This is a genomic window from Falsibacillus pallidus, assembly GCF_003350505.1.
Classification (GTDB): domain Bacteria; phylum Bacillota; class Bacilli; order Bacillales; family DSM-25281; genus Falsibacillus; species Falsibacillus pallidus.
Genome location: NZ_QQAY01000002.1, coordinates 409761 through 431194, shown reverse-complemented (window position 1 = coordinate 431194; position 21434 = coordinate 409761). Strand labels below are relative to the sequence as shown.

Below are 21434 nucleotides of genomic sequence, written 5' to 3'. Positions count from 1 at the left end.
TATTATTTTAACTTACAATAAAAATGTCGAGAATCTATGCAGTACCTTCATAATTTCTTCAAATTCTTTTGATAAGATCCAACTATTCAATTAACACTTTAAATGGAGGTTAGGTGAAAATCAAAAGGATTGAATGAGAGATTGTTCATAAGCACAAAATAAAAGGCATGTTAAACCAATAAAAACCAGATTAAGAGGTGTAAAAATGAGAGGGAAAAAATTCGTTGCAGTATTGATTACTTTAATTACCGCTATCGCTCTTGCTGCATGTTCCAGCAGCGACAACAGTTCTCCAAAGAAAGAGAGCGGTGATCAGCAGAAGAAAAATAGTGAGCAAATGAATATGGACCACTCCAAAATGGATATGTCAGGTTCAGATGAAGTTCCAAAAGGGTTAAAAGATGCTATAGATCCTACTTATAAAGTGGGCAGTAAAGCGATTGTAACAGCTGATCATATGAAGGGAATGAAGGGAGCAGAAGCTAAGATTGTGGGGGCGTATGAAACGATTGCGTATGCGATTTCGTATAACCCTACAAATGGCGGTAAAAGGGTGACCAATCATAAATGGGTCATTCAGGAAGAAATTCAGGGTGCTGGTGATGAAGAGTTGAAAAAGGGCACCGAGGCAACAGTTAATGCCGATCATATGGAAGGGATGAATGGGGCTAAGGCAACCATTGATTCCGCGGAAAAAACGACAGTCTATATGATTGATTACAAACCAACCAATGGTGGTAAGACAGTTAAAAATCATAAATGGGTTACAGAAAGCGAATTAAAACCAGCAAAATAGTAATTTAATCGATTTTTTGTTTATAGGGCCACTAGGTAGGATAAACACCTTATGTACCCAAAATAATAGGAGGCGATTTAGTGTCACATGAAAAGTACAAATCTTTAATTGAAACCTTGCATGAATGTATGGAAGCGTGCAACCATTGCTATGATGCATGCTTGAATGAAGACAATGTAAAAATGATGACTGAGTGCATTCGGTTGGATCGTGAATGTGCGGATATTTGCTCTTATTTAGAACAAGCCCTGGTCAGAGGAACTCCTTTTGATGGAGAATTAGCTTCAATTTGTGCAACAATTTGCGAAGCTTGTGGAAATGAGTGTAAAAAGCATGATCATGACCACTGTCAAAAATGTGCAGATGCATGTTTGAAATGCGCTGAAGAATGTAAAAAGGTTGCAGCATAATTAAATTTGCAGTGAGATAAGTTTTAAGATTGAGTCCGCCGGAAAACGTGCGGATTCTTTTTATGCTTAAATGCTGGCATAATCGTAGATAAATACAAAGTTTTATGATTTTATGCTAATTTATTATCTACTACAAAGGGAAGGGAGTGTAATGGTTGATGATGGATGGCGATCTATTTTCTAGTTTACATAATATAAATTATAGATAGTTGAGTTTTAAAAAGAAAAAATGTCTCATATCAAAAGTATACTCTTAATAGTGAGACAGAATAGAAATTTTATGAGATTTGTGATGGTTTAAATTTTATTTTTTTTTTTACGATTTAATTTTACTTTTAATGCATCTGGAGTTTTCAATATATTTTTTCTCCTGAATTTCTATACGTAAATAATCAGTTGCAATTCTAACTGGCTATTTATTGATTTTTTACGTTTGCAGTGAATTTTGTTTCATTTGGATATTCTTATCCAGAAAATCTGTCTGCTGTATTTCTGAATCATTGTCTATCCTATAATATGTAAATCACCTTACTAGTTAACATAATATTATTATGTTTTCTACTATTCATTAAAATGAAATCATAGCGCCTCTTTCATCGAATTTGGAAGTTGGATTCCAGGCAATTTCCCATATATTCTTCTCTGGATCTGCAAAATAGGCAGTCCTTCCTCCCCATTCAGCATTTGTCGGCTCTTTAAGCAGGCTGCCGCCAATTTGTTTAATGATTTCATATGTGGAATCTACTTCATCAGGTGTATCAACGTTGATTGCAATGGTCATTTTGCTGTATTCAGGTGTGTCGGGAAGCTTAACACTTGAATCTTTTTCTATATTTTCCTTCGGATATAACGATATCAGTACACCTGCTGTTTTAAATACAGCGTAGGCATCTGAACTGATTTCGGTTTCCTCCCAGCCCAATTTTTGATAAAAGGCTCTTAGCTTCGGTAGATTGTATGCTGCTATAGTTAATAGACTTACACGCTGATGGATCATTTAACACACTCCAATTCCAAACATCAATTTTAATACATTTTATCAAGATTAATGCAATAAAGCTAAATGTAAAAGACAGCCCGCGCTAACAAACGCAGACTGTTCATTTCGGACAGATATGGATGCCGTTCGTTGGTTCCCAATCGGCAAAGAATATGTCTTTTTCACTGGTGTAACCCTTGATGTTCAGCTGGGTCCTTAACCAGGCATCGGTGCAGCCAATCTGTTTCAGGTTGTCTTCCAGGATGTCCCCGTCAATGATTAAGGCAATGGGAAGAGTTTCTTCTTTTGCAGGAAGATTTAAATCTTCTTTAATGGGATTTTGAAATTGAGATTTCAGCAAAAGGCTGATCTGACCGTTTGCTTCAAGGATTCCGTATTTCACCTCTCTTACCGAAAACACACTGTTCTGACGCAAGAGGCTTTGAACTTGATTGATATCCACTTTGTTCTTTTTCATCATTTGTCTATCAAAGGAGCCGTTTCTTATAATGATTGCCGGATCACCAATCAAAAAGGATCGAGTGAAATTCCACTTTTGGGTTATGTACTCCATTGCCAGCATCAACAGCAGCCACAGTCCGGTTCCATATAAAAATTGGAGGGTGTGGACATCGTTTTCATATAAGGCGTTTCCCAGAAATTCGCCGAGCACCAGGACAAAAACCAAATGAAACAGTGTGAGCTGGTAGATTGAGGTGCGTCCTGTCCAAATCACTATCATAAATAACGCAGCAAACCCGATAATGATTTTTGTCGTCATCAGCCCCATATCCAATTCTTCCATTCTAATGATGTCCCCCTCTCGAGTTATATGGCAAGTCCTAATGAAAACCGTTAAAAAGCACAAGACTGTTTATCTTGTGCCTATGTGGCAGCTAAATACTGCCTTATGGTGCCGAAATACTGGATTTGCTGAAAAGCAGGATAGATTGATTCAAATTCCACATAGATCGGCATATCCAACAGCCAAGGAAAGTATGTGTAAAAAAGTCTGTCACCGTTTGCTATCGCTTTTAATGCGATAGACAGTTCTTTCTGAAAGATCATATAGCGGACCGATGCGTGATTCTCATCGTACTCTCCACTTGAAATGTGGACTTTTGCCTGCAGGAAATGCTGCCCCATATGCAGCACCCACTCTGCAAGGACTTCATCTCTCATGAGCATATTTACTTTTTCAAAATCAAATTGGCAGCCTGCGCTTAAGAACATATCCCCCGTCAAATCTGAATGAGTCAAGGTATATTTTCTGCCCTCGACTGGGAAAAACGGGGTAGCAGGCGGAAGCAATAATACGGAAAGTTTTTCAGGATGGAATTCTCGCATGTCTTTCCCCTCCCGGCATATCGTACAAATGGTTTACCATAATGTATGATATTTGCCCAGGAAAGGTGAATTTGTATTTGATTAATAGGTGATCCATTTGGCATGGACCATCTGCCATTTACCGTTTTCGTAATACCAATAAGACTCTACGGTTCCGATTCCGTCTGCGTGGTAGGCACCGCTGACACGTTGATAGCCGATCAACCCCCAACCTTTTTTTCCTGCTATTTTTGAAGGTTTAAAATAGGCGATCGGGTCGACCATCAATTCTGTCGGTTCATTTAACTTTCCATTTTTGTAGATTCCAAGCCTTAAATAATCGTCTTTTCTGGCAGATAGATCGACTGTATACGTCTTTCCTATCTCGGGAATCGTGACAATTGCTTTGTACCCATCGGCAAATTGGCCCTGAACTTGTAGTGAGGGCGGCATCGGGATATCCGTTTCGACGCCTTCTTTCAGCGTAGTCAGTTTATAGCTGTAGAAGCCGCCACTTCCTCCGGTAACACTTGATTGAAGCATATCTTTAACCCTGTCATGGTTGAAATCCTTAAACGTAATGGAAGGTTCATAACCAGGTTCATAGTTAATTCTTATTTTATTTTGATTATCGAGCAGTACATCTGCCCAAATTGCCTTTAGATAGTTGCTTTCTTGATCAAAGGGAATTCCTTTCAAAGTAATATCAGACTTCTTACCGGTCCCTGTCACGTCCTCATGATAGACCGCCTCCACACGTGGTTCCAATGCCTTCTGTTCCGCATTGGTAAAAGCACCGGCAGCTGCATGCAGTGACATAAAGAAAAACGCAGAAAACGCAAATAACAATTCTTTTTTCATGAGACCCTCTCCTCCTGATGATTGTTACTCTTATCATCACCAGGAAAGTCATAATTATGTAATTAACCCATGGGGTTCCACATTTTTCTCAATTAAAAAGACACCATACCGTCACAAACTTGGTAGGTGTCTTTTAATGATCAATTTATTGTGCTTTTCTTACAGATTGCGGTTTTTTATCCCATGCATCTGCTCCAGTAACTCCAGGCAAGGAGTCTGAGTAGAATACAGGATCTTTTCCGGCTTTTCTCTGTGCTTTATAATCCTTTAATGCTGCCAGTGCAACCTTGGCAAGCATCGTAACGGCTATCAGGTTGATGATGGCCATGATGCCCATGAATAAGTCTGCAAGGCTCCAAACGACGCCAAATTCCACGATGGAACCAAAGATGACCATTGCGATGACAGCAAGGCGATAAATGAATAATGCCACTTTGCTGTTTTTGATGAATTCAATATTCGTTTCGCCATAATAATAGTTCCCAATGACGGAACTGAATGCAAACAGGAATATGGCAATTGCTACGAATAATGCTGCCCAGCTGCCGACATGTGTTTCCAAAGCAGCCTGTGTCAATGAAATTCCTTCAGGGCCATTCGGACCCTTTGTATATGTTCCGGACAAGAGAATCATGAAAGCCGTAGCAGTACAGATCATCATTGTATCCGTAAAAACACCAAGAGTCTGAATCAATCCTTGTTTAACCGGATGCGTGACGGCTGCAGTAGCAGCTGCATTCGGTGCACTACCCATACCAGCTTCATTTGAGAATAATCCACGTTTGATACCCATCATGATTGCGGCTCCGACACCGCCTCCCACAAATTGGCGGACGCCGAACGCATGGTCAAAAATAAGCTTGAACATAGACGGGATCTCCGGGATGTGTTGAAGCAATACAAAGATTGCCAAAATGATGTATAGAACCGCCATGACCGGCACAAGGATCTGAGTCACGTTTGCGATGCGCTTCAATCCGCCAAATATGATGATTGCGGTCAAAACTGCCAAGATGATTCCAACTACTGTCCGGCTGGCACCAAATCCTTCTTCCATGGCAATGGATATGGTATTGGCCTGTACAGAATTAAAGATAAGACCATAGCAGAATGTGATGACGATGGCGAAAAGAATTCCCATCCATCTTTTGTTCAGCCCTTTTTCCATATAGTAGGCAGGGCCGCCTCTGTAGCCGTCTTTGTCTTTGACTTTAAAAATCTGTGCAAGTGTACTTTCCATGAAGCTTGATGCACCGCCTAATAGCGCTATCAGCCACATCCAGAATACGGCTCCGGGACCACCGGCTGCGATTGCGGATGCTACACCTGCCAAATTCCCCGTTCCAACACGGGATGCTGTACTGATGGTAAAGGCCTGGAAGGATGAAATCCCTCTTTTACCATCGGCAGAAATGGTTGATTTGTCCGTTAGTACGCGGAACATCTCTCCGAAATATCGGAATTGTACAAATTTCGTTCTTATAGAAAAATAAAGTCCTAATCCGATAAGTAAAACGATGAGGATGTACCCCCACATGTAGTCGTTTAAAAAATTGACTACATTTGTCAACATATTCATTGATTCGCCTCCTGAAAAAAATTAGCAAAAAAATTTGTTCAACAATTAGTGCCAACTTACATTTTCCCTTCATTCGCTTTCCATAAACATAACAATAAAAAACCGCCATCCCATAAGGATAGCGGTCTATTGTTGTCTAGGAAATTATAAGATATTACCTTGTGGATAGTTCATACAAGGTAGTCGACGTCCAGCTCCAGCGCCTAGCCCCTCGAGTCATAAGCCGCACCTCTACGGAAATCAGGATTTCCTTCGAATTCCGTCTTATGCTGGTCGGGGCTGATCGAGGCGCTTGCGCTTTTGTTCTTCAATCAGCTTGATGACTCAGATGGTTCAATATCTTTTTCAAGGTCTTTCCATGTCTTGATGACTGGACCTGATTCTGATTCATCGATCACGAATGAGCCATTTGAATAGCGGTCGCTGTTTCTGATTGCATCTGCTTGAATGGTTTCAATGCTGCCTTTTTCACACAATACATAGACAATATCATTTTTTGAAACGAGTTCGATTCCTGACACTCGGTGAGGGTTGGACTTTAATTCACGGAGCATGACAACGCCTCGTTTAGCCCTGGTCGTTTTTTCGAACTCTGCCAATTTCATCTTTTTCACAGCACCGCGGTGTGTGACGAGAAGGATGGAAGTTTCGTCTGCAGGGTTGAAGGCTTTGCCTCCCACAACGTAGTCCCCATCTTTTAAATTGATTCCCTTGACTCCGGCTGCTCTTGCACCAACAATGCTTACTTCCTCTTCGCTGAACCACAGTCCATAGCCAAGGTTGGTAGCAAGGAAGAGATCCATTGCTCCGTTTGTCTTATGGACATCAATAACCTCGTCATTCCCTTTTACATTCACCCCAACGAGCGGACGTGAATAGCGCTGGGCTTTGTAGTTGGAAAGCTCGGTTTTTTTGACCATCCCGTTCTTGGTTATGAACAAGAGATAGGCATCTTCTGTGAAATCCTTGATCGGCATGGCCTTGATGATATCCTCGTCCCGGTCGATTGGAATGAGATTGGAAATATGCTGGCCAAGGTCTTTCCAACGGATATCAGGGAGCTCATGAACCGGCATATATAAGTAATTCCCTTTGTTCGTGAACAGAAGGAGTACATCCGTCGTATTAAGTTCAATCTGTGCCAGGAGTCTATCCGATTCCTTCATGGCAAGGTCCTGACCGTTTGATGCAGAATAAGACCGGAGTGAAGTACGTTTGATATAGCCGTCATTTGTGACGGTCACCATCACCTCTTCACTTGCAATAAGAACTTCGAGGTTGATCTTGATTTCTTCAATCTCATCTTCGATTTTTGTTCTTCTGGCATCTGCATATTTCTTTTTGATTTCCTTCAGTTCTTTTTTCAGAACCGAGATCAATCGTTTTTCGCTATTCAGGATTTCACTGAGTTCATCGACTTTCTTAGCCAATTCCTCTGCTTCTGCCCGAAGCGCTGTTATATCGGTGTTCGTCAATCTGTATAGCTGCAAGGAAACGATCGCTTCGGATTGAGTTTCGGTGAATTGGAATTTCGCGATTAAATTATCCTTTGCATCCCGCTTATCTTTTGAAGCTCTGATGGTTGAAATGACTTCGTCAAGGATGGAGAGTGCCTTCATCAAGCCTTCTACGATATGCTGCCTTTCGCGTGCCTTGCCTAAGTCATATTCAGAACGTCTGGTGATGACTTCTTTCTGATGATCGATGTAGGCATCAAGCATCTGGCGGATGCCCATCAGCTTCGGACGCTGATTATGTATGGCAACCATATTAAAGTTATAAGTGACTTGGAGGTCGCTGTTTTTATAAAGGTAATTTAATACCCCGGCAGAATCTGCATCCTTTTTTAGTTCGATGACGATGCGAAGTCCCTGGCGATCGGTTTCATCGCGAACTTCTGATATGCCTTCGACTTTTTTGTCGACGCGGAGTTCATCCATTTTTTTGACAAGATTGGCTTTATTGACTTCATAAGGGATTTCAGTGACGACGATCTGCTGTCTGCCGCCCCTTTGGTCTTCGATTTCCGCTTTGCCCCGGATTACGATTTTGCCTTTCCCTGTTTCATACGCTTTTTTAATGCCGTCTTTCCCTTGGATTATGCCTCCAGTGGGGAAGTCTGGGCCTTTGATGAGCGTCATGATGTCGTCTACTGTACATTCTGGATCATCAAGCCTCATGATAACTCCATCAATGACTTCATCAAGGTGATGCGGTGGTATTTCTGTCGCATACCCAGCAGAAATACCTGTCGATCCATTGACGAGCAAGCTTGGGAAGCGTGCCGGCAAGACAGTTGGTTCATTGGACGTATCGTCAAAGTTCGGAATGAATTCGACTGTCCGTTTATCAATATCCCTTAATAATTCGGATGAAATGGATGAAAGCCTTGCTTCTGTGTAACGCATTGCAGCCGGTGGATCGCCGTCGATGGAGCCGTTGTTTCCATGCATTTCAACCAATAGATTGCGAAGCTTCCATTCCTGGCTCATCCGCACCATCGCGTCATAGACGGAAGTATCACCATGCGGATGATAATTGCCGATGACGTTTCCGACGGTCTTGGCTGATTTACGGAAACCTTTATCTGCTGTATTGCCCTCTACATGCATTGCATAGAGGATGCGGCGCTGCACCGGTTTCAGTCCGTCGCGGGCATCCGGCAGCGCACGTTCTTGAATAATATATTTACTGTACCGTCCAAAACGGTCGCCTAGTACATCCTCTAGTGGAAGGTCTTGAAATTTCTCAACTGTTGACATGATCGATTATACCTCCTCAGCGACCAAGATATTTTCATTTTCAAGGATATTCTGATCTTCTTCGAGTCCAAACGCCACATTGCTCTCGATCCATTTGCGGCGCGGCTCCACTTTGTCGCCCATCAATGTTGTGACACGTCGTTCCGCCCGGGCAGCATCGTCGATCCTGACGCGGATCAATGTCCTGGATTCAGGGTTCATTGTCGTATCCCAAAGCTGGTCAGCGTTCATTTCTCCAAGTCCTTTATAACGCTGGATCATGTAGCCTTTTCCAACTTTCTTGATGGCACCCTGCAATTCATCATCTGTCCAAGCATATTCGATGACTTCCTTCTTGCCTGTCCCTCTGCTGACTTTATAAAGCGGCGGAAGAGCAATGTAAATCTTCCCTGCTTCGATCAAAGGCTTCATATAGCGGTAGAAGAATGTCAGCAGCAATACTTGGATATGAGCACCATCCGTATCGGCATCTGTCATGATGACCACTTTATCGTAATTGATATCTTCAATATTGAACTCAGGCCCAACACCGCCGCCGATAGCGTGGATGATGGTGTTGATCTCTTCATTTTTAAAAATATCAGCAAGCTTGGCTTTTTCTGTATTGATAACTTTACCACGGAGCGGCAAGATCGCCTGGAAACGACGGTCCCGTCCTTGTTTAGCCGATCCACCCGCTGAATCTCCCTCGACGAGATACAATTCATTCTTTTGCGGATTGCGCGATTGTGCAGGGGTCAGCTTACCGGATAGAACCGTGTCGGAACGCTTCTTTTTCTTTCCGTTGCGGGCTTCTTCCCTTGCTTTTCTCGCTGCTTCCCTCGCTTGGGCCGCTTTGATGGCTTTTTTAATCAGGAGGGTGCTGACATCATTGTTTTCTTCAAGGAAATAAGATAAATGTTCGGAAACAACGGAATCCACCGCAGACCTTGCTTCGCTTGTCCCTAATTTCCCTTTCGTCTGACCCTCGAATTGAAGGAGTTCTTCCGGGATCCTGACTGAAACGATAGCAGACATTCCTTCGCGAATATCCGTTCCTTCAAGGTTTTTATCCCGCTCCTTCAAAAGGTTGACCTTGCGTGAAAATTCATTGAAGACACGAGTCATGGCTGTCTTCGCTCCCGCTTCATGGGTTCCGCCGTCCTTTGTCCGCACGTTGTTTACGAAGGAAAGAACGTTCTCAGAGAAGCCGTCGTTGAATTGAAAGGAGAATTCGACTTCAATTCCGTTTGCTTCTCCTTCAATGAACACAACCGGATGGAGGACATCTTTTTCTTCATTCAAATACTGAACAAACGCTTCAATTCCACTTTCATAGTGAAAAACGTCCTGCTGATCATGACGTTCATCAATGATTTCGATTTTTAAGCCTTTGAGCAGGAATGCGGATTCTCTTAGACGTTCACAAAGTATGTCATAGTTGTACGTGGTGGTGCTGAAAATGGTGGGATCCGGTTTGAAATGAATGGTTGTCCCGCTATGTTTGCTTTTCCCGATCTTTTCCAAGGTTGTTTCAGGTTTGCCGCCATGGCTGAATTTTTGCTGGTAAGTAAATCCGTCGCGATTGATTGTGACAACCAGCCATTCGGAAAGGGCATTAACGACAGAGGCACCTACACCGTGCAATCCTCCGCTCGTCTTGTATCCGCCTTGTCCAAATTTCCCTCCTGCATGAAGGACGGTGAAAATGACTTCCGGCGTCGGCTTCCCTGATTTATGCATACCAGTAGGCATCCCGCGTCCTTTATCCTGGACTGAGATGCTGTTGTCTTTATGTATTTTCACAATTATATGATCTCCGTATCCGCCAAGTGCTTCATCAACGGAGTTATCTACGATTTCATAGACTAGATGATGCAGTCCTCTGGCGTCTGTAGAGCCGATATACATCCCAGGGCGCTTCCTGACTGCCTCGAGGCCTTCCAAAACCTGAATGGCATCATCATTATAGTCGAATATATCCTGTTTAGTGGCCACGTGCATTCCCCTTTCAAAACAAAAACAACAACGAACGAGTGTTCGTTACATTCAATTGTAGCATATTTTTTATGTCTTATTGTACTGTTTTCTGGCGTTTTGGCAAATCCCTCTGAAACAGGAAGCTGCCAAATCCTATTTTTAAAATACGGTTAAACCCAAAACGAAAGCAAGCGAAATCGTTACGCTTGCTTGGTCAGCATGGTTATTTCGTAAGAGCATGTTCCACCTTGATGCAGCGATCCATAATAACAGTATAACCTTTTTTCGCTAAGAATTCATAGGCTTCCTCATTTGCCACCCCGAGCTGGGCCCAAAAAACATCCGCATCTATTTCATCGAATTCCTTTGCAATGGCCGGCAGGAATTCAGAACGCCTGAAGATATTCACAATGTCGATGTGCCCTTCAATGTCCTTTAATGTCGGCACCGCTTTCATTCCGAGGACCTGTGAGACATTTGGATTAACGGGTATGATTTCATAGCCGGCATCCTGCATGGCTTTGGATACTGCATAAGAAGTGCGTTCAGGCTGATCGCTCAACCCAACGACAGCGATTCTTTTTGATTTTTTTAAAATAACACCGATCTCTTCCCTGGATGGATTGTTAATTGGCATTGATGAGTCCCCTTTCAGCAAGTAAGGTTTTCGTTTGAATTATCGCACCTAGTTAAGTTGGTGAAATATTCCTTCTTTTTTTAGAGTAAGGCAAGTTTTGCCGTTGTGCAAGTTTCTTTTTAATTATTGCCTTAGCCTATGTTTAGAAAACAGACTAAAGCAAAAAGGGAAACGACAGGCGTTTTCCCTTTTTTTGTCCCATTATTTTTTGATTAATCCTTTTTTGATCAGGAAGTCCTTTGCTACTTTTTTTGGATCCTGATGGTCGATGTCCACTTTTGCATTCATTTCACTCATCTCTGCTTCGGAGATTTTTCCGGCAAGCTGGTTGACGACATCTTTCAGTTTCGGGAATTTCTTTAGGACATCCTCCCTGACGATTGGCACTGCATCATATTTCGGGAAAAAGCCTAAGTCGTCTTTCGTTGTCGCAAGGTCATAGCGCTGGATGCGTCCATCGGTCGTGAAGGCGGGTATTACGTCAACATCTCCGTTTTTAACCGCATCGTACATGACATTTGGATCAAAGCTTTTTTGATCCTTGAATTTAAACCCATACGCTTTTGCCATGGCATCATATCCATCTGCACGTTCATAGAACTGGTGAGGTGCTCCGAAAGTCATGGAGCTTGAATCAGGGACTAAATCTGAGAAAGTTTTTGCATCGATTCCTGAATCTTTTTTATAGGCTAAAGTATAGGTGTTTTCAAAGCCGAGCGGCTCAAGCCAGTCTACCTTGTATTTCTTTTTATAGCCTTCCCTGACTTTTTTCAACACATCTTCTGAGGATTCTCCCGGTTTTGCTTTGTCTTTAAGGACCGCTTCCAGCCCTGTTCCGGTGTATTCCACATACATGTCGATATCCCCTTTATCCAGGGCAGGAGTCAAGATTGAGACTTCTCCCAAGCCTTCTTTGACTTTGACTTTGTAATCCGTTTTGGCTTGGATATATTGGGATAAAATCTCTGGGAGTATGTACTGTTCGGTCCATTTTTTCCCTGAGATAACGATGGTATCTTTATTATCGTTTCCGCAGCCTGCGGAAAAAACGGCAGCCATGATAACGATGGCCAATAGGGTGCTTATTTTTTTCACTGAAATTCCTCCGATTTTCTAATTTTTTAATCCTTTTGGCGTTGTTGCTCTTTCAATCAACCTAAGCAGGAAATCAAAAAGCAAGGCGAGCAGGGCGGCAGGTAAAGCGCCGGCCAAAACGAGCATATTGTTATAGGTTGAAAGGCCGCGGTAAATGATGTCGCCAAGGCCCCCGGCACCGACAAAAGTGGCAAGTGTGGCTACACCGACGGTCAAAACTGTCGCCGTCCTGATTCCTGCCATCATGACTGGAAGGGATAGCGGCAATTCGATCTTCATGAGGATCTGCCCTTTTGTCATCCCCATCCCCCGTCCTGCTTCAATGATCCCGCTGTCGACCCCCACAATTCCTGTATATGTATTCCTTAAGATTGGCAGGAGGGCATATACCGTTAAGGCGATGATGGCTGTCGGGTTTCCGATGCCAAGCAGCGGTACGAGAAATCCGAATAAGGCAAGACTTGGGATCGTTTGGAAAATAGCCGTGATCCCTATGAAAAACTCCGCCATTCTTTCATTGCGTGAAATAAAGATGCCGAGCGGGATGGAAATGACGATCGCAATCAGAATGGAAATGAAAGAGAGATATAAATGCTGGATGAGGCCCTCTATAATCAAATCCTTGCGTGATGTTATGGTCTCCCAAAACAAGCTCATACCGTTGATTCCTCCTTAAGGCCAGCCATTGCAGCAAACAGTCTATCCTTCGTGACCAATCCTGCATAATGCCCATTTGCCGCTACAGGAACACTTGTTCTGTTCGTTGAAAATAGCATTCTGGCTGCTTCTTTAATGGTATTGGTGTGAAGTGCGAACGTATCTGAATGATGCAAAAGGTTCAAGGTTAACGGCTGGGATTCCATTTCTTCCTTGAAGACAGTCCCTGCATAGGAATGATTTTCGTCAACGACGTGGATTTCATGGATTCCTGCTGGCATATCCTCCGGCCAAGGCTCAAGCTTAGTCGTGAAATCTTTTTCCAATGAAAGGACAGGAAGGCCGGTCATGCAGTAGTCAAGAAGGTTGTATTCAGGTGGGCCTGCTGCTGCCCGAGCATTCTTCAATCGTTCCTCTCCGATGAATTGCTCGGCAAAGAGATTGGCTGGTTTTGCCACTAATTGCGCAGGGGTATCGTATTGTACGATTTTCCCTTCTTTCATCAAGGCAATCCGGTCCGCAAGTTTTAACGCTTCATCGATATCATGTGTGACAAAGACGATCGTCTTTTTGATCTGCTTCTGCAGATTTTTTAATTCATCCTGAAGCTGTTCCCTGCTGATTGGGTCTAATGCACTGAATGGTTCATCCATTAAGATGATGGGTGGTTCAGCGGCAAGTGCACGGATGACGCCGACGCGCTGCTGCTGTCCACCGCTCAACTCCAATGGATATTTCCGTTTGAATTGAACGGGGTCTAATCCGACCATATCGAGCAGCTCGTCTACCCGCTTTACGTATTTTTCTTTCTTCCATCCTTTAAGCCTTGGGATCAGGGCTACATTTTGTTCAATCGTCATATGTGGGAACAATCCGATCTGCTGAATGACGTACCCGATATTCCTTCTTAATTCAACAGGATCTTTTGCTGCAATGTTTTCACCGTTTATGTAAATTTCACCGCTGGTCGGTTCAATCAGCTTATTGATCATCTTCATTGTTGTCGTCTTTCCACAGCCGCTCGGTCCGATCAATGCAGCGAATTCCCCTTCCTGAATATCAAGATCCAGACCATCCACTGCAGTGGTTCCATCTTTGAAAGTCTTCTCCACACCCTTGAATGAAATCAATTCAATCACCTTCCTTCAATTGTATTCCGTTCATGTTTCCCTAATATTCCAGCAGGCAAACCTTATAGTGTTTTCTTTTCTTATGATATAACCCCGAGTGAGAAAATATGTGAGAGCTGACCATAATGCAAGAAAAATCGGGAAGTGACAGGGACGCCCCGGTTTTTGTCAAAAAAGAAAGAACCGCCTGCAATGCAGCTGCTGACGGTTCTTTCTGTCACGTATTCCTTTGTTTGAAGCGGATGAATTGTTCTGTGAGAATGGCCGCTAGAGTTCCGAGGATGAGGCCGTTATTCAATAATGAAGCAAATATGGTTGGCAGACCCTTTGTGGCCTCAGGAGGGATGAACATCGCTCCTACCCCGATCATAAGGGAGACTCCTGCTGTCAATTTGGCCAACGGCTTGTCTGATTCTTTTTCAAATTCACTGAAGGCCATCCCTACCATTCTAGAGAAAATTACGAATGTCACTGCGTACCCGGCAGGTGCAGGGATGGAAGCCATGATATCCATGACCTTTGGGAATAAAGAAAGGATGGTAATTAAGATTGATCCAAGTATGAATGGTTTTATCGATGGCACGTTGGTAGCTGAAACAAAACCGGCTGCTCCTGAGATCGGAACAGGGCCGACAGCTCCAAACAGCCCACCCGCAGCCTGATTCACACCAGACACAATCCCTGCCCGCTTGTAGTCAGGTGTCGGAAGTTTCCCAGTCAGCTTCTGCTGCGCCTCTTCCATGACCCTTACGGAAGCAATCATATTAGTTGTCAGAAGGAGTGCGGTGAATGCCGCTGTCGCAATCATCCCGCTATCTATCTTCGGAAATCCGAAGGGAAAGATTTCAGGCATCGCCATAATGGGATGGCTTGCTTCTGATACCGGCGGAGCTAGCCCTAAAAGGATGAACAATAGCCAGCCGAGCGCTAGACCTAAGAGTATGGAATATTGATTGATCCACCTAATTTTGACACTGCCAAGGAAAAACGTGAGAATCACGATCACAGTGCTTCCGATGAGCACCATCGGCTGTACATGTGGATGTTCATTGGATAGTCCCAGCATACCCTTAATAAAGGATCCGCTCAGCTGCAGGATTAAAAGGATCAGATAAACAAATGTAGCCGTTGGGGTAAAGAGATTCTTCAATTTTTCAATGAGACCGAATACGGCAAGAATGATAAATACAGCGGCACTGATAAGCATCCCGCCTTCTAATGTACGGAGAGCTTCATCCCCTGAAGAATAGATGGTACCGATGAAGCCAGCATAGATAGCAAATACACTCCACCATAAACCAGCCGGTCCTTCATTGATGGGAAGCCGGTGCCCGAACAAACCTTGAAGAATACTGGAGATCCCAAGAACGAAGATCGTCCGTTGAACGAATAGGGTTGTTTCAACCGGCTGCAAATGGAATAGATCTGCTATCGCGATCGGAGCCACGACAGAACTGGCAATCATAAATGCCACCCATTGGATGGCACTGAAACTAGTCTTAAACACTGTTAAACACCTACTTTTTTGGATAAAACGCTGTCATGGAAGAATTCATGGCAGTCCACGCCTTGTCATCTGCGAAAATCCTCGCCCATGCAGCAATGCCTGCCAGCTGATACTTATCAGCCAGCTCTACTCTCTTTTGAAGAGAGGTTTCATCTTCCAGCCACATGCGATAAATGGCTTTTTCTTTTGGATCTGTATATTGAACAAAATTTTGTCCAGTTTCCGGGTCATACTTCGGGGAAAGGCTCCTCTCTGCCATCCACTTTTGAGCGGTCTGCATCTTTAATGCTTCAGAAGTCATCTGAGCTGCCCCGGAAGAATCAGTCGTTTCCTTCCAAAGACGGGTATAAAGAGGCACGCCAAGGACAATTTTCTCATTTGGAACCTGCTCCAATAGATTCTGCAAATTCTGTTCGACCCATGGAAGACTCGCGACGCTGCCTGCAGTCTGTGAACTTGCCCAATGCTCATCATAGGCCATGACCATGAGATAATCAACTGATTTGGCCAGCTCTTTGCGATCGTAGAATTGAGACCAATTTCCGCTTGATGATAGGAATGTGACGTCCATGGAAACGATTAGTCCAGCCTGATGGAATCTGGCGGCTGCTTCTCTAGTAAACTGTGTGACATAGGCTTTGTCTGCAACATCTACATTTTCAATATCCAGATTGATGCCGCTGAGGCGATACATCTTGCTGTAATGAAGCAGCTGCCTTATGACTGCCTGCCTCTTTTCATAATTCGAAAAGGCTTCATGCGTCAACTGAGGATCGAATGAATTCGTGAATACACCCCAGATTTGCTTCTGGTTCTTTTCCGCCCAGTTTACATACTCGTTGGAGCCCATATTATCGACTTCGCCAGTTCCATTGATTAAATGAAACCAGGTCGGTGACACGATATTCACGCCGGTCATGGAAGGAAGCGATGTGACATCAGGATTTTTGCTATAGACGGCCTCCCACGCAAGTTGAATCGGGTATGGACTTTTTGGCATGGCCCATTCATTTTCCTTCTGGCTTATCATAATGCTTTGTACATTGCCTATATTAATATAGTCCTTCTGGATATAGCCTGCCGTTCCATTTTCTTTTCTGACAAATAAAAATCCATCCGTTTCGTTTTCTACAACAACTTTTTCACCCTGGGCGACTTCTTGATAATAAGGTGATTGAAGGTCTGGTTTTTCTCTTAAACGGAGAAAGGCTTTCCTGGCTTCTTGATTTTTGACAGTTGCCTGCTTGATTGTATCCCCGTTCTTTTCTATTAAAAGGATGCCTGTCTCTTTCAATTCCCTGTAGCGGATGCCGTATAGTTCAAGCAGTGGGTCGAGCGCAATGTATTGTTCGCCGCCTGCTGATTTTGCTGCAGGGAAATGCAGTTTGACTTCCTTATCATTGATATAATACTCCAAGGAGGAATCAGGGAAATGAATGACTTTATTCTTAGTCGTGAGAACGACAGAATGGCTGTCAGAGTCTTCAAATAGCGAAGGGTCGATGTTTTTTTGTATGATGGAAACTGGAACATATGCCGTCCCATTTTCCATAATCGCATTCCCTTGCAGCTTGCCGTGATAAAGAATAGGATGCCCGCTCCGGACATATGCCTTCTTTTCATTGGAAGCGTAAGGGTAAAATATGTATAAAAGAATGCTTGATATTAGTATCAAGACAAGACTGACCGCCAACCCTGCAATCAGCGCAGCTTTTTGCGGTGCCCTTTTTCTATTTATTTGCATTGTTTCCATTTTTCTTCCTCCCCCAATTTAATCGTACAGGATGCCTGTTAAGTTGAAAAGAGTAATTAATCAAATCCGGCTGTGAAAATTGATTTCATTTCCTATGATTTTTCATGGTACAATAAGAGGACCTATGGGAGATTTAGATAAAGGAGTTTTCAAATGGTATATGCACTTATTATCCTTCTAGCTTATTTACTAGGATCGATTCCTTCCGGGCTTATTGTGGGGAAGGTATTCTATGGAAAAGATATCAGGCAATTCGGAAGCGGCAACCTTGGTGGAACAAATACATTCAGGACATTGGGAATCAAAGCAGGAATTGCTGTGACACTGGCAGATATTTTAAAGGGAACGCTTGCGACTGCCCTTCCTTTCCTTTTTGGAGTTGAGCACCTCCACCCTCTTCTTGTCGGGACATTTGCCGTCATCGGCCACATGTTCCCGGTCTTTGCAGGTTTTCGTGGCGGCAAAGCGGTTGCAACTTCAGGAGGCGTTTTGCTGGGGTATGTCCCGCTAATATTCCTCCTATTGATTGCGATTTTCTTCCTTGGACTTTACTTGACAAAATATGTTTCTCTTTCCTCGATGATCGCTGCATGTGCAGCATTTATCGTAAGCCTCTTTACGAAGGATATCCCGCTGATCATCGTCATTACGGTCATGGCCTTCTTTGTCATCTATCGCCACCGGGCAAATATCAGCAGGATCAAAAACGGAACTGAACCAAAAATTAAATGGCTGTGAAACCAGCAGCATCCAAAGAGCCGAGGAATTCTCAGGCTCTTTTTTCTTTTGGGGCCACACGCTTTCCCGGATTTATTGTAAAATTATGATAGATAAAATAATTTAGGGGAACTAGAGAGATGAAAAACAAATGGGTATGGGTCATCATTGTTTTAATCGTATGCATCGGCAGTCTATTATCCTGGCAGTATACACAGAGCAAACAGAAAATGGCTAAAGTGCTTCATGTTGTGGAGCTGAATAAATCAAGCACTGTTTCCATTGAACCAAAAGGATATCAAACAACAGCTGTCATCGGGGGAATCGGGGATGTCCTTCTCCACGACTGGGTTTATGATGATGCGAAAACAAAAGATGGCTATCAATTTGACAAAATGTTTTCAGAAGTGAAAGATTCGCTTATTAAACCGGACTTCCTGATTGCCAATCAAGAATCCATTCCAGGCGGGGAAGGATTGGGGGTTTCCAACTACCCCATTTTCAATAGTCCCTTTGAAATTGTCGACACCTTGAAAAGAAACGGAGTAGACCTCATCTCTTCTGCCAACAATCATTCAATGGATAAAGGGGAAAAGGGTATCTTAAGTGCCATCGGGTATTTTAACAAAGTTGATATACCATATGTAGGAATCAATAAAGATATGACGGATCAGCAAAGGCTCCGCATCTCCAACATCAACAATATTTCAACGGCCGTCCTTTCCTACACTTTCGGAACGAACGGGATCCCAATTCCAAAGGGAAAGGAATATTTGGTCAATCTTATCAATAAAGACAAGATCATCAGCGATATCCATCTGGCAAAAGAAAAAGCCGATATCGTCGTCATCAGCATTCACTGGGGAAGCGAATATCAAAGGATGCCGAATGACAGCCAGATTACTCTTGCCCAGGAGATGGCGGATGCGGGGGCAGATATCATATTTGGCCATCACCCCCACGTTCTTCAGCCAATCGAGACCATCAAACGGGCGGATGGATCGAATGCTGTCGTGGTCTATTCGCTCGGGAACTTCTTGTCCGGCCAGATGTGGGAATATAAAGATATCGGCGGATTGGCATCTGTTACTGTCCAAAAGACTGTCAGCACAACCGGCACAACCATCAAGGTTGGAGATGTGCAATTTCAGCCTACATATGTTGAAAGCCACCATTTGAGGAAGTATAAAGTACTGCCGCTGGATAAAGCATTTAAAGAAGGATTGATCGACCATTCTCCGGAGGAAATCCAGCATTTCATGTTCGATGAGATGAAAGGTCAATAACTAGACCTCGACCGGGGCAATCTGTATACTGAGGGGACAGATGTCTTGAAAGGAGAATCCATCATGAAAATCGTATTATCCGAAGGAGCCTTGAAATGGTTTCAGGAGGAAATGGATGCAGCAAAAGGAGACACAATCAGATTCTACGTTAGATATGGCGGCTCCAGCCCTGTGCAGCAAGGGTTCTCACTGGGGGTCACGAAAGAAGAGCCGATTGATATGGCAGTATCCGTCCAACATGAAGATGTGACTTATTTTATTGAAGACCGCGACGTATGGTACTTTGACGGCCATGATTTGCATGTGGTCTTCGATGAAAAGAAAAATGAATTGGTGTACGAATATAAAAAGTAAAAAATAAGCGCATTCCCACCAATAGGGAGTGCGCTTTTCTTATCTAAATGGGGTGAGCTGCTCTTCCAACCCTTCTTTATGAAGGATCTCTTTTTCTTTATCCCCCAATAAGTCAAAATGGGAGTAGCCATCTTTTCTGATATCGATCCATGCTTTCTTGAGGCCGTATTGGGCTCCCCACTCTGCAAGCTTGTCCAGGTCCCTGCAGCCGACCTTTGTGACGGTTTTGCATCCCGGGAAGCGTTCATCGATCCAGTAATGGGTCAGGAATGCGATTTCACCGTTGTCTATCTTTCTTTTCCACTGACGGACTGTCTGACGGTCAATTCCAAATGCCATTTGACATTCTTCCTTTCAACGGATCAGTCCTTTTTGGCTTGTTCATAAGCTGCATGCCAGTCCGGATAAAGTTTTTTCACTGAAATCGGACGGAAATTGCTCTTTTTCACACAAACATGTTTGGAGAGTGCCGTAACGGCCAATTCCTGCTCATCTGTGAATATTTCATATTCGTATGTAACGCGAAGGCCATCATAGTGATCGATCCAAGTATGTACGATTGCTTTTTGGCCATATCTGAGCGGTTTTTTATAAGAAATTTCGATATCCATGACCGGTGATATGATGCCGTCCTTTTCCATATCCGCATAGCGGAAACCGAGGTCTTCTATTAATTGGGTGCGTCCCAGTTCCATCCATACCAGGTAGTTGGCGTGATAGACTACTCCCATTTGATCTGTCTCTGCGTAGCGGACTTCCACTTCTTTTTTTGAAATATGCATGTCCTCTCTCCTTTCGTTTTCATGCAATGTTCAAATTATAGCATTGATTTGGCAAAGTCGCCTTTGGTTTGCATTTTGAATAAGGAGCCGGAGCCTGAATAAAGAAGCTGGCTCCTGAAGAGAAGCCAGCACTGGATTATTGATATTGGTTATTTTGTCCCTGCCCGTTTTGTGCAGCAGCTTCGTCCTTCATTTCTTCGCGCATTGCATCAATGCTTTCGCGTCGGCGTTGGTTTTTCGCCTGGATCTGCTGCTCTTGTGTGGAGCTGTCTGCATATGCCAGCGATTCTTCTGCTTTTGCGATATTTCCTAGTGTATTCTGCACCATGTTTTGCAATTTTTCTACATTATCGCTGCGGTCATCTGGATTCGGTTGATTTCTTGTCATGATGAAATACCTCCCGGTGGTCGTTAATTGGTCTTGCACAATTCATAGTATGTTCGATAATCCATACCCCTATGATTGTGAGTTTTTGTTATAAAAGGAGAACAATTACTCCCCTTTTGTTTGGATGACTTGTGCGTGCTGTCCGGATTGATCCTGCATTTTCTTCCCTTTATTCCCGCCAGCTGAACGAGACTGGGTACCGATGTGGTTTGGTGCAAAGTGATTTGGATTTGCTTTCGGATTGCTCATAAAAAAATCCCTCCCTTAAGAACATTTTTTCCTGCGGGGAAGGATTTATGTCACCAATATAGTGGTTTATTCTGCCTTTTGAACATGTTTGTCCTCAAGCCTTGCTTCGATCCTTTCCATTGCTTCAGAATCCTTAAGCAAAGCCAATTTATTTTCTAACACGAGGTCTGAAAATGATTTCTTTCGTGGTTTTCTCATCCGTTACTC

General features: G+C 43.4%; 23 protein-coding genes. 5 read left to right on the top strand and 18 right to left on the bottom strand.

Annotated elements, in window-relative coordinates; translation table 11 throughout:
* Positions 1–205 precede the first annotated feature (205 nt).
* Positions 206–796 (top strand): YdhK family protein, encoded by a 591-nt coding sequence (locus DFR59_RS05880; RefSeq protein WP_114744670.1) that lies wholly within the window; start codon positions 206–208, stop codon positions 794–796.
* 80 nt (positions 797–876) lie between these two features.
* Positions 877–1206 (top strand): four-helix bundle copper-binding protein, encoded by a 330-nt coding sequence (locus DFR59_RS05875; protein ID WP_114744669.1) that lies wholly within the window; start codon positions 877–879, stop codon positions 1204–1206.
* A 568-nt stretch (positions 1207–1774) separates the two neighbouring features.
* Here DFR59_RS05875 and DFR59_RS05870 read toward each other — a convergent pair.
* From DFR59_RS05870 to DFR59_RS05810, 13 genes are all read right to left on the bottom strand, one after another.
* Positions 1775–2203 (bottom strand): VOC family protein, encoded by a 429-nt coding sequence (locus DFR59_RS05870; protein WP_114744668.1) that lies wholly within the window; start codon positions 2201–2203, stop codon positions 1775–1777.
* 103 nt (positions 2204–2306) lie between these two features.
* On the bottom strand, positions 2307–2990 hold the full coding sequence (locus DFR59_RS05865; RefSeq protein WP_114744667.1) for a YetF domain-containing protein: 684 nt from the start codon (positions 2988–2990) through the stop codon (positions 2307–2309).
* Between the two features lie 80 nt (positions 2991–3070).
* The gene (locus DFR59_RS05860; protein WP_114744666.1) at positions 3071–3532 is read right to left on the bottom strand and encodes a staygreen family protein; all 462 of its coding nucleotides are present in this window, start codon (positions 3530–3532) and stop codon (positions 3071–3073) included.
* An 81-nt stretch (positions 3533–3613) separates the two neighbouring features.
* Positions 3614–4372, bottom strand: a complete 759-nt coding sequence (locus tag DFR59_RS05855; protein WP_114744665.1) for a hypothetical protein — start codon at positions 4370–4372, stop codon at positions 3614–3616.
* Positions 4373–4517: 145 nt separating this feature from the next.
* Positions 4518–5951, bottom strand: coding sequence for an alanine/glycine:cation symporter family protein (locus DFR59_RS05850; protein ID WP_114744664.1), 1434 nt, complete (start codon positions 5949–5951; stop codon positions 4518–4520).
* Positions 5952–6262: 311 nt separating this feature from the next.
* Positions 6263–8713 carry a DNA topoisomerase IV subunit A gene (gene parC / locus DFR59_RS05845; RefSeq protein WP_114744663.1) on the bottom strand — a complete coding sequence of 817 codons (2451 nt, stop codon included), beginning with the start codon at positions 8711–8713 and terminating at the stop codon, positions 6263–6265.
* A 6-nt stretch (positions 8714–8719) separates the two neighbouring features.
* Complete coding sequence (gene parE / locus DFR59_RS05840) at positions 8720–10690, bottom strand: DNA topoisomerase IV subunit B (RefSeq protein WP_114744662.1); 1971 nt, start codon at positions 10688–10690, stop codon at positions 8720–8722.
* A 205-nt stretch (positions 10691–10895) separates the two neighbouring features.
* On the bottom strand, positions 10896–11309 hold the full coding sequence (locus DFR59_RS05835; RefSeq protein WP_114744661.1) for a CoA-binding protein: 414 nt from the start codon (positions 11307–11309) through the stop codon (positions 10896–10898).
* A gap of 201 nt (positions 11310–11510) precedes the next feature.
* A complete protein-coding gene (locus tag DFR59_RS05830; protein ID WP_342768308.1) occupies positions 11511–12404 on the bottom strand; it encodes an ABC transporter substrate-binding protein in 894 nt (297 codons plus the stop codon).
* Between the two features lie 18 nt (positions 12405–12422).
* The gene (locus tag DFR59_RS05825; RefSeq protein ID WP_114744660.1) at positions 12423–13061 is read right to left on the bottom strand and encodes an ABC transporter permease; all 639 of its coding nucleotides are present in this window, start codon (positions 13059–13061) and stop codon (positions 12423–12425) included.
* Complete coding sequence (locus DFR59_RS05820) at positions 13058–14191, bottom strand: ABC transporter ATP-binding protein (RefSeq protein WP_114744659.1); 1134 nt, start codon at positions 14189–14191, stop codon at positions 13058–13060. The genes DFR59_RS05825 and DFR59_RS05820 overlap by 4 nt, the downstream gene beginning before the upstream one ends.
* A gap of 217 nt (positions 14192–14408) precedes the next feature.
* Entirely contained in the window at positions 14409–15698 is a 1290-nt protein-coding gene (locus DFR59_RS05815) for a purine/pyrimidine permease (protein WP_245948388.1), read from the bottom strand.
* A gap of 10 nt (positions 15699–15708) precedes the next feature.
* Complete coding sequence (locus DFR59_RS05810) at positions 15709–17451, bottom strand: glycosyl hydrolase family 18 protein (protein ID WP_114744657.1); 1743 nt, start codon at positions 17449–17451, stop codon at positions 15709–15711.
* A 153-nt stretch (positions 17452–17604) separates the two neighbouring features.
* Here DFR59_RS05810 and plsY point away from each other — a divergent pair, with 153 nt between their 5' ends.
* The 3 genes from plsY (at position 17605) to DFR59_RS05795 (ending at position 19808) form a co-directional block, all read left to right on the top strand.
* The gene (gene plsY / locus DFR59_RS05805; RefSeq protein WP_114744656.1) at positions 17605–18189 is read left to right on the top strand and encodes a glycerol-3-phosphate 1-O-acyltransferase PlsY; all 585 of its coding nucleotides are present in this window, start codon (positions 17605–17607) and stop codon (positions 18187–18189) included.
* 119 nt (positions 18190–18308) lie between these two features.
* Positions 18309–19454 (top strand): CapA family protein, encoded by a 1146-nt coding sequence (locus tag DFR59_RS05800; RefSeq protein ID WP_114744655.1) that lies wholly within the window; start codon positions 18309–18311, stop codon positions 19452–19454.
* A gap of 63 nt (positions 19455–19517) precedes the next feature.
* Entirely contained in the window at positions 19518–19808 is a 291-nt protein-coding gene (locus DFR59_RS05795) for a HesB/YadR/YfhF family protein (protein WP_114744830.1), read from the top strand.
* Positions 19809–19847: 39 nt separating this feature from the next.
* On the opposite strand, the gene DFR59_RS05790 is transcribed toward DFR59_RS05795, so the two are convergent.
* From DFR59_RS05790 to DFR59_RS05770, 5 genes are all read right to left on the bottom strand, one after another.
* Positions 19848–20147, bottom strand: coding sequence for a hypothetical protein (locus tag DFR59_RS05790; protein WP_114744654.1), 300 nt, complete (start codon positions 20145–20147; stop codon positions 19848–19850).
* A 23-nt stretch (positions 20148–20170) separates the two neighbouring features.
* On the bottom strand, positions 20171–20590 hold the full coding sequence (locus DFR59_RS05785; RefSeq protein WP_114744653.1) for an acyl-CoA thioesterase: 420 nt from the start codon (positions 20588–20590) through the stop codon (positions 20171–20173).
* A 136-nt stretch (positions 20591–20726) separates the two neighbouring features.
* Positions 20727–20978, bottom strand: coding sequence for a small acid-soluble spore protein Tlp (gene tlp, locus DFR59_RS05780; protein ID WP_114744652.1), 252 nt, complete (start codon positions 20976–20978; stop codon positions 20727–20729).
* A gap of 105 nt (positions 20979–21083) precedes the next feature.
* Positions 21084–21227 carry an acid-soluble spore protein N gene (locus DFR59_RS05775; protein WP_114744651.1) on the bottom strand — a complete coding sequence of 48 codons (144 nt, stop codon included), beginning with the start codon at positions 21225–21227 and terminating at the stop codon, positions 21084–21086.
* Positions 21228–21293: 66 nt separating this feature from the next.
* Complete coding sequence (locus tag DFR59_RS05770) at positions 21294–21425, bottom strand: FbpB family small basic protein (protein ID WP_114744650.1); 132 nt, start codon at positions 21423–21425, stop codon at positions 21294–21296.
* Between the last annotated feature and the right edge of the window lie 9 nt (positions 21426–21434).

Bases quoted from the DNA above. Each gene is read 5' to 3' on its own strand.
- DFR59_RS05785 (WP_114744653.1), bottom strand. From the start codon at position 20,590: ATGCATATTTCAAAAAAAGAAGTGGAAGTCCGCTACGCAGAGACAGAT.
- DFR59_RS05865 (WP_114744667.1), bottom strand. From the start codon at position 2,990: ATGGAAGAATTGGATATGGGGCTGATGACGACAAAAATCATTATCGGG.
- DFR59_RS05835 (WP_114744661.1), bottom strand. From the start codon at position 11,309: ATGCCAATTAACAATCCATCCAGGGAAGAGATCGGTGTTATTTTAAAA.
- DFR59_RS05855 (WP_114744665.1), bottom strand. From the start codon at position 4,372: ATGAAAAAAGAATTGTTATTTGCGTTTTCTGCGTTTTTCTTTATGTCA.
- DFR59_RS05810 (WP_114744657.1), bottom strand. From the start codon at position 17,451: ATGGAAACAATGCAAATAAATAGAAAAAGGGCACCGCAAAAAGCTGCG.
- parC (WP_114744663.1), bottom strand. From the start codon at position 8,713: ATGTCAACAGTTGAGAAATTTCAAGACCTTCCACTAGAGGATGTACTA.
- DFR59_RS05880 (WP_114744670.1), top strand. From the start codon at position 206: ATGAGAGGGAAAAAATTCGTTGCAGTATTGATTACTTTAATTACCGCT.
- DFR59_RS05770 (WP_114744650.1), bottom strand. From the start codon at position 21,425: ATGAGAAAACCACGAAAGAAATCATTTTCAGACCTCGTGTTAGAAAAT.
- DFR59_RS05795 (WP_114744830.1), top strand. From the start codon at position 19,518: ATGAAAATCGTATTATCCGAAGGAGCCTTGAAATGGTTTCAGGAGGAA.
- DFR59_RS05790 (WP_114744654.1), bottom strand. From the start codon at position 20,147: ATGGCATTTGGAATTGACCGTCAGACAGTCCGTCAGTGGAAAAGAAAG.
- DFR59_RS05860 (WP_114744666.1), bottom strand. From the start codon at position 3,532: ATGCGAGAATTCCATCCTGAAAAACTTTCCGTATTATTGCTTCCGCCT.
- DFR59_RS05800 (WP_114744655.1), top strand. From the start codon at position 18,309: ATGAAAAACAAATGGGTATGGGTCATCATTGTTTTAATCGTATGCATC.
- tlp (WP_114744652.1), bottom strand. From the start codon at position 20,978: ATGACAAGAAATCAACCGAATCCAGATGACCGCAGCGATAATGTAGAA.
- DFR59_RS05825 (WP_114744660.1), bottom strand. From the start codon at position 13,061: ATGAGCTTGTTTTGGGAGACCATAACATCACGCAAGGATTTGATTATA.
- DFR59_RS05850 (WP_114744664.1), bottom strand. From the start codon at position 5,951: ATGAATATGTTGACAAATGTAGTCAATTTTTTAAACGACTACATGTGG.
- DFR59_RS05775 (WP_114744651.1), bottom strand. From the start codon at position 21,227: ATGAGCAATCCGAAAGCAAATCCAAATCACTTTGCACCAAACCACATC.
- plsY (WP_114744656.1), top strand. From the start codon at position 17,605: ATGGTATATGCACTTATTATCCTTCTAGCTTATTTACTAGGATCGATT.
- DFR59_RS05870 (WP_114744668.1), bottom strand. From the start codon at position 2,203: ATGATCCATCAGCGTGTAAGTCTATTAACTATAGCAGCATACAATCTA.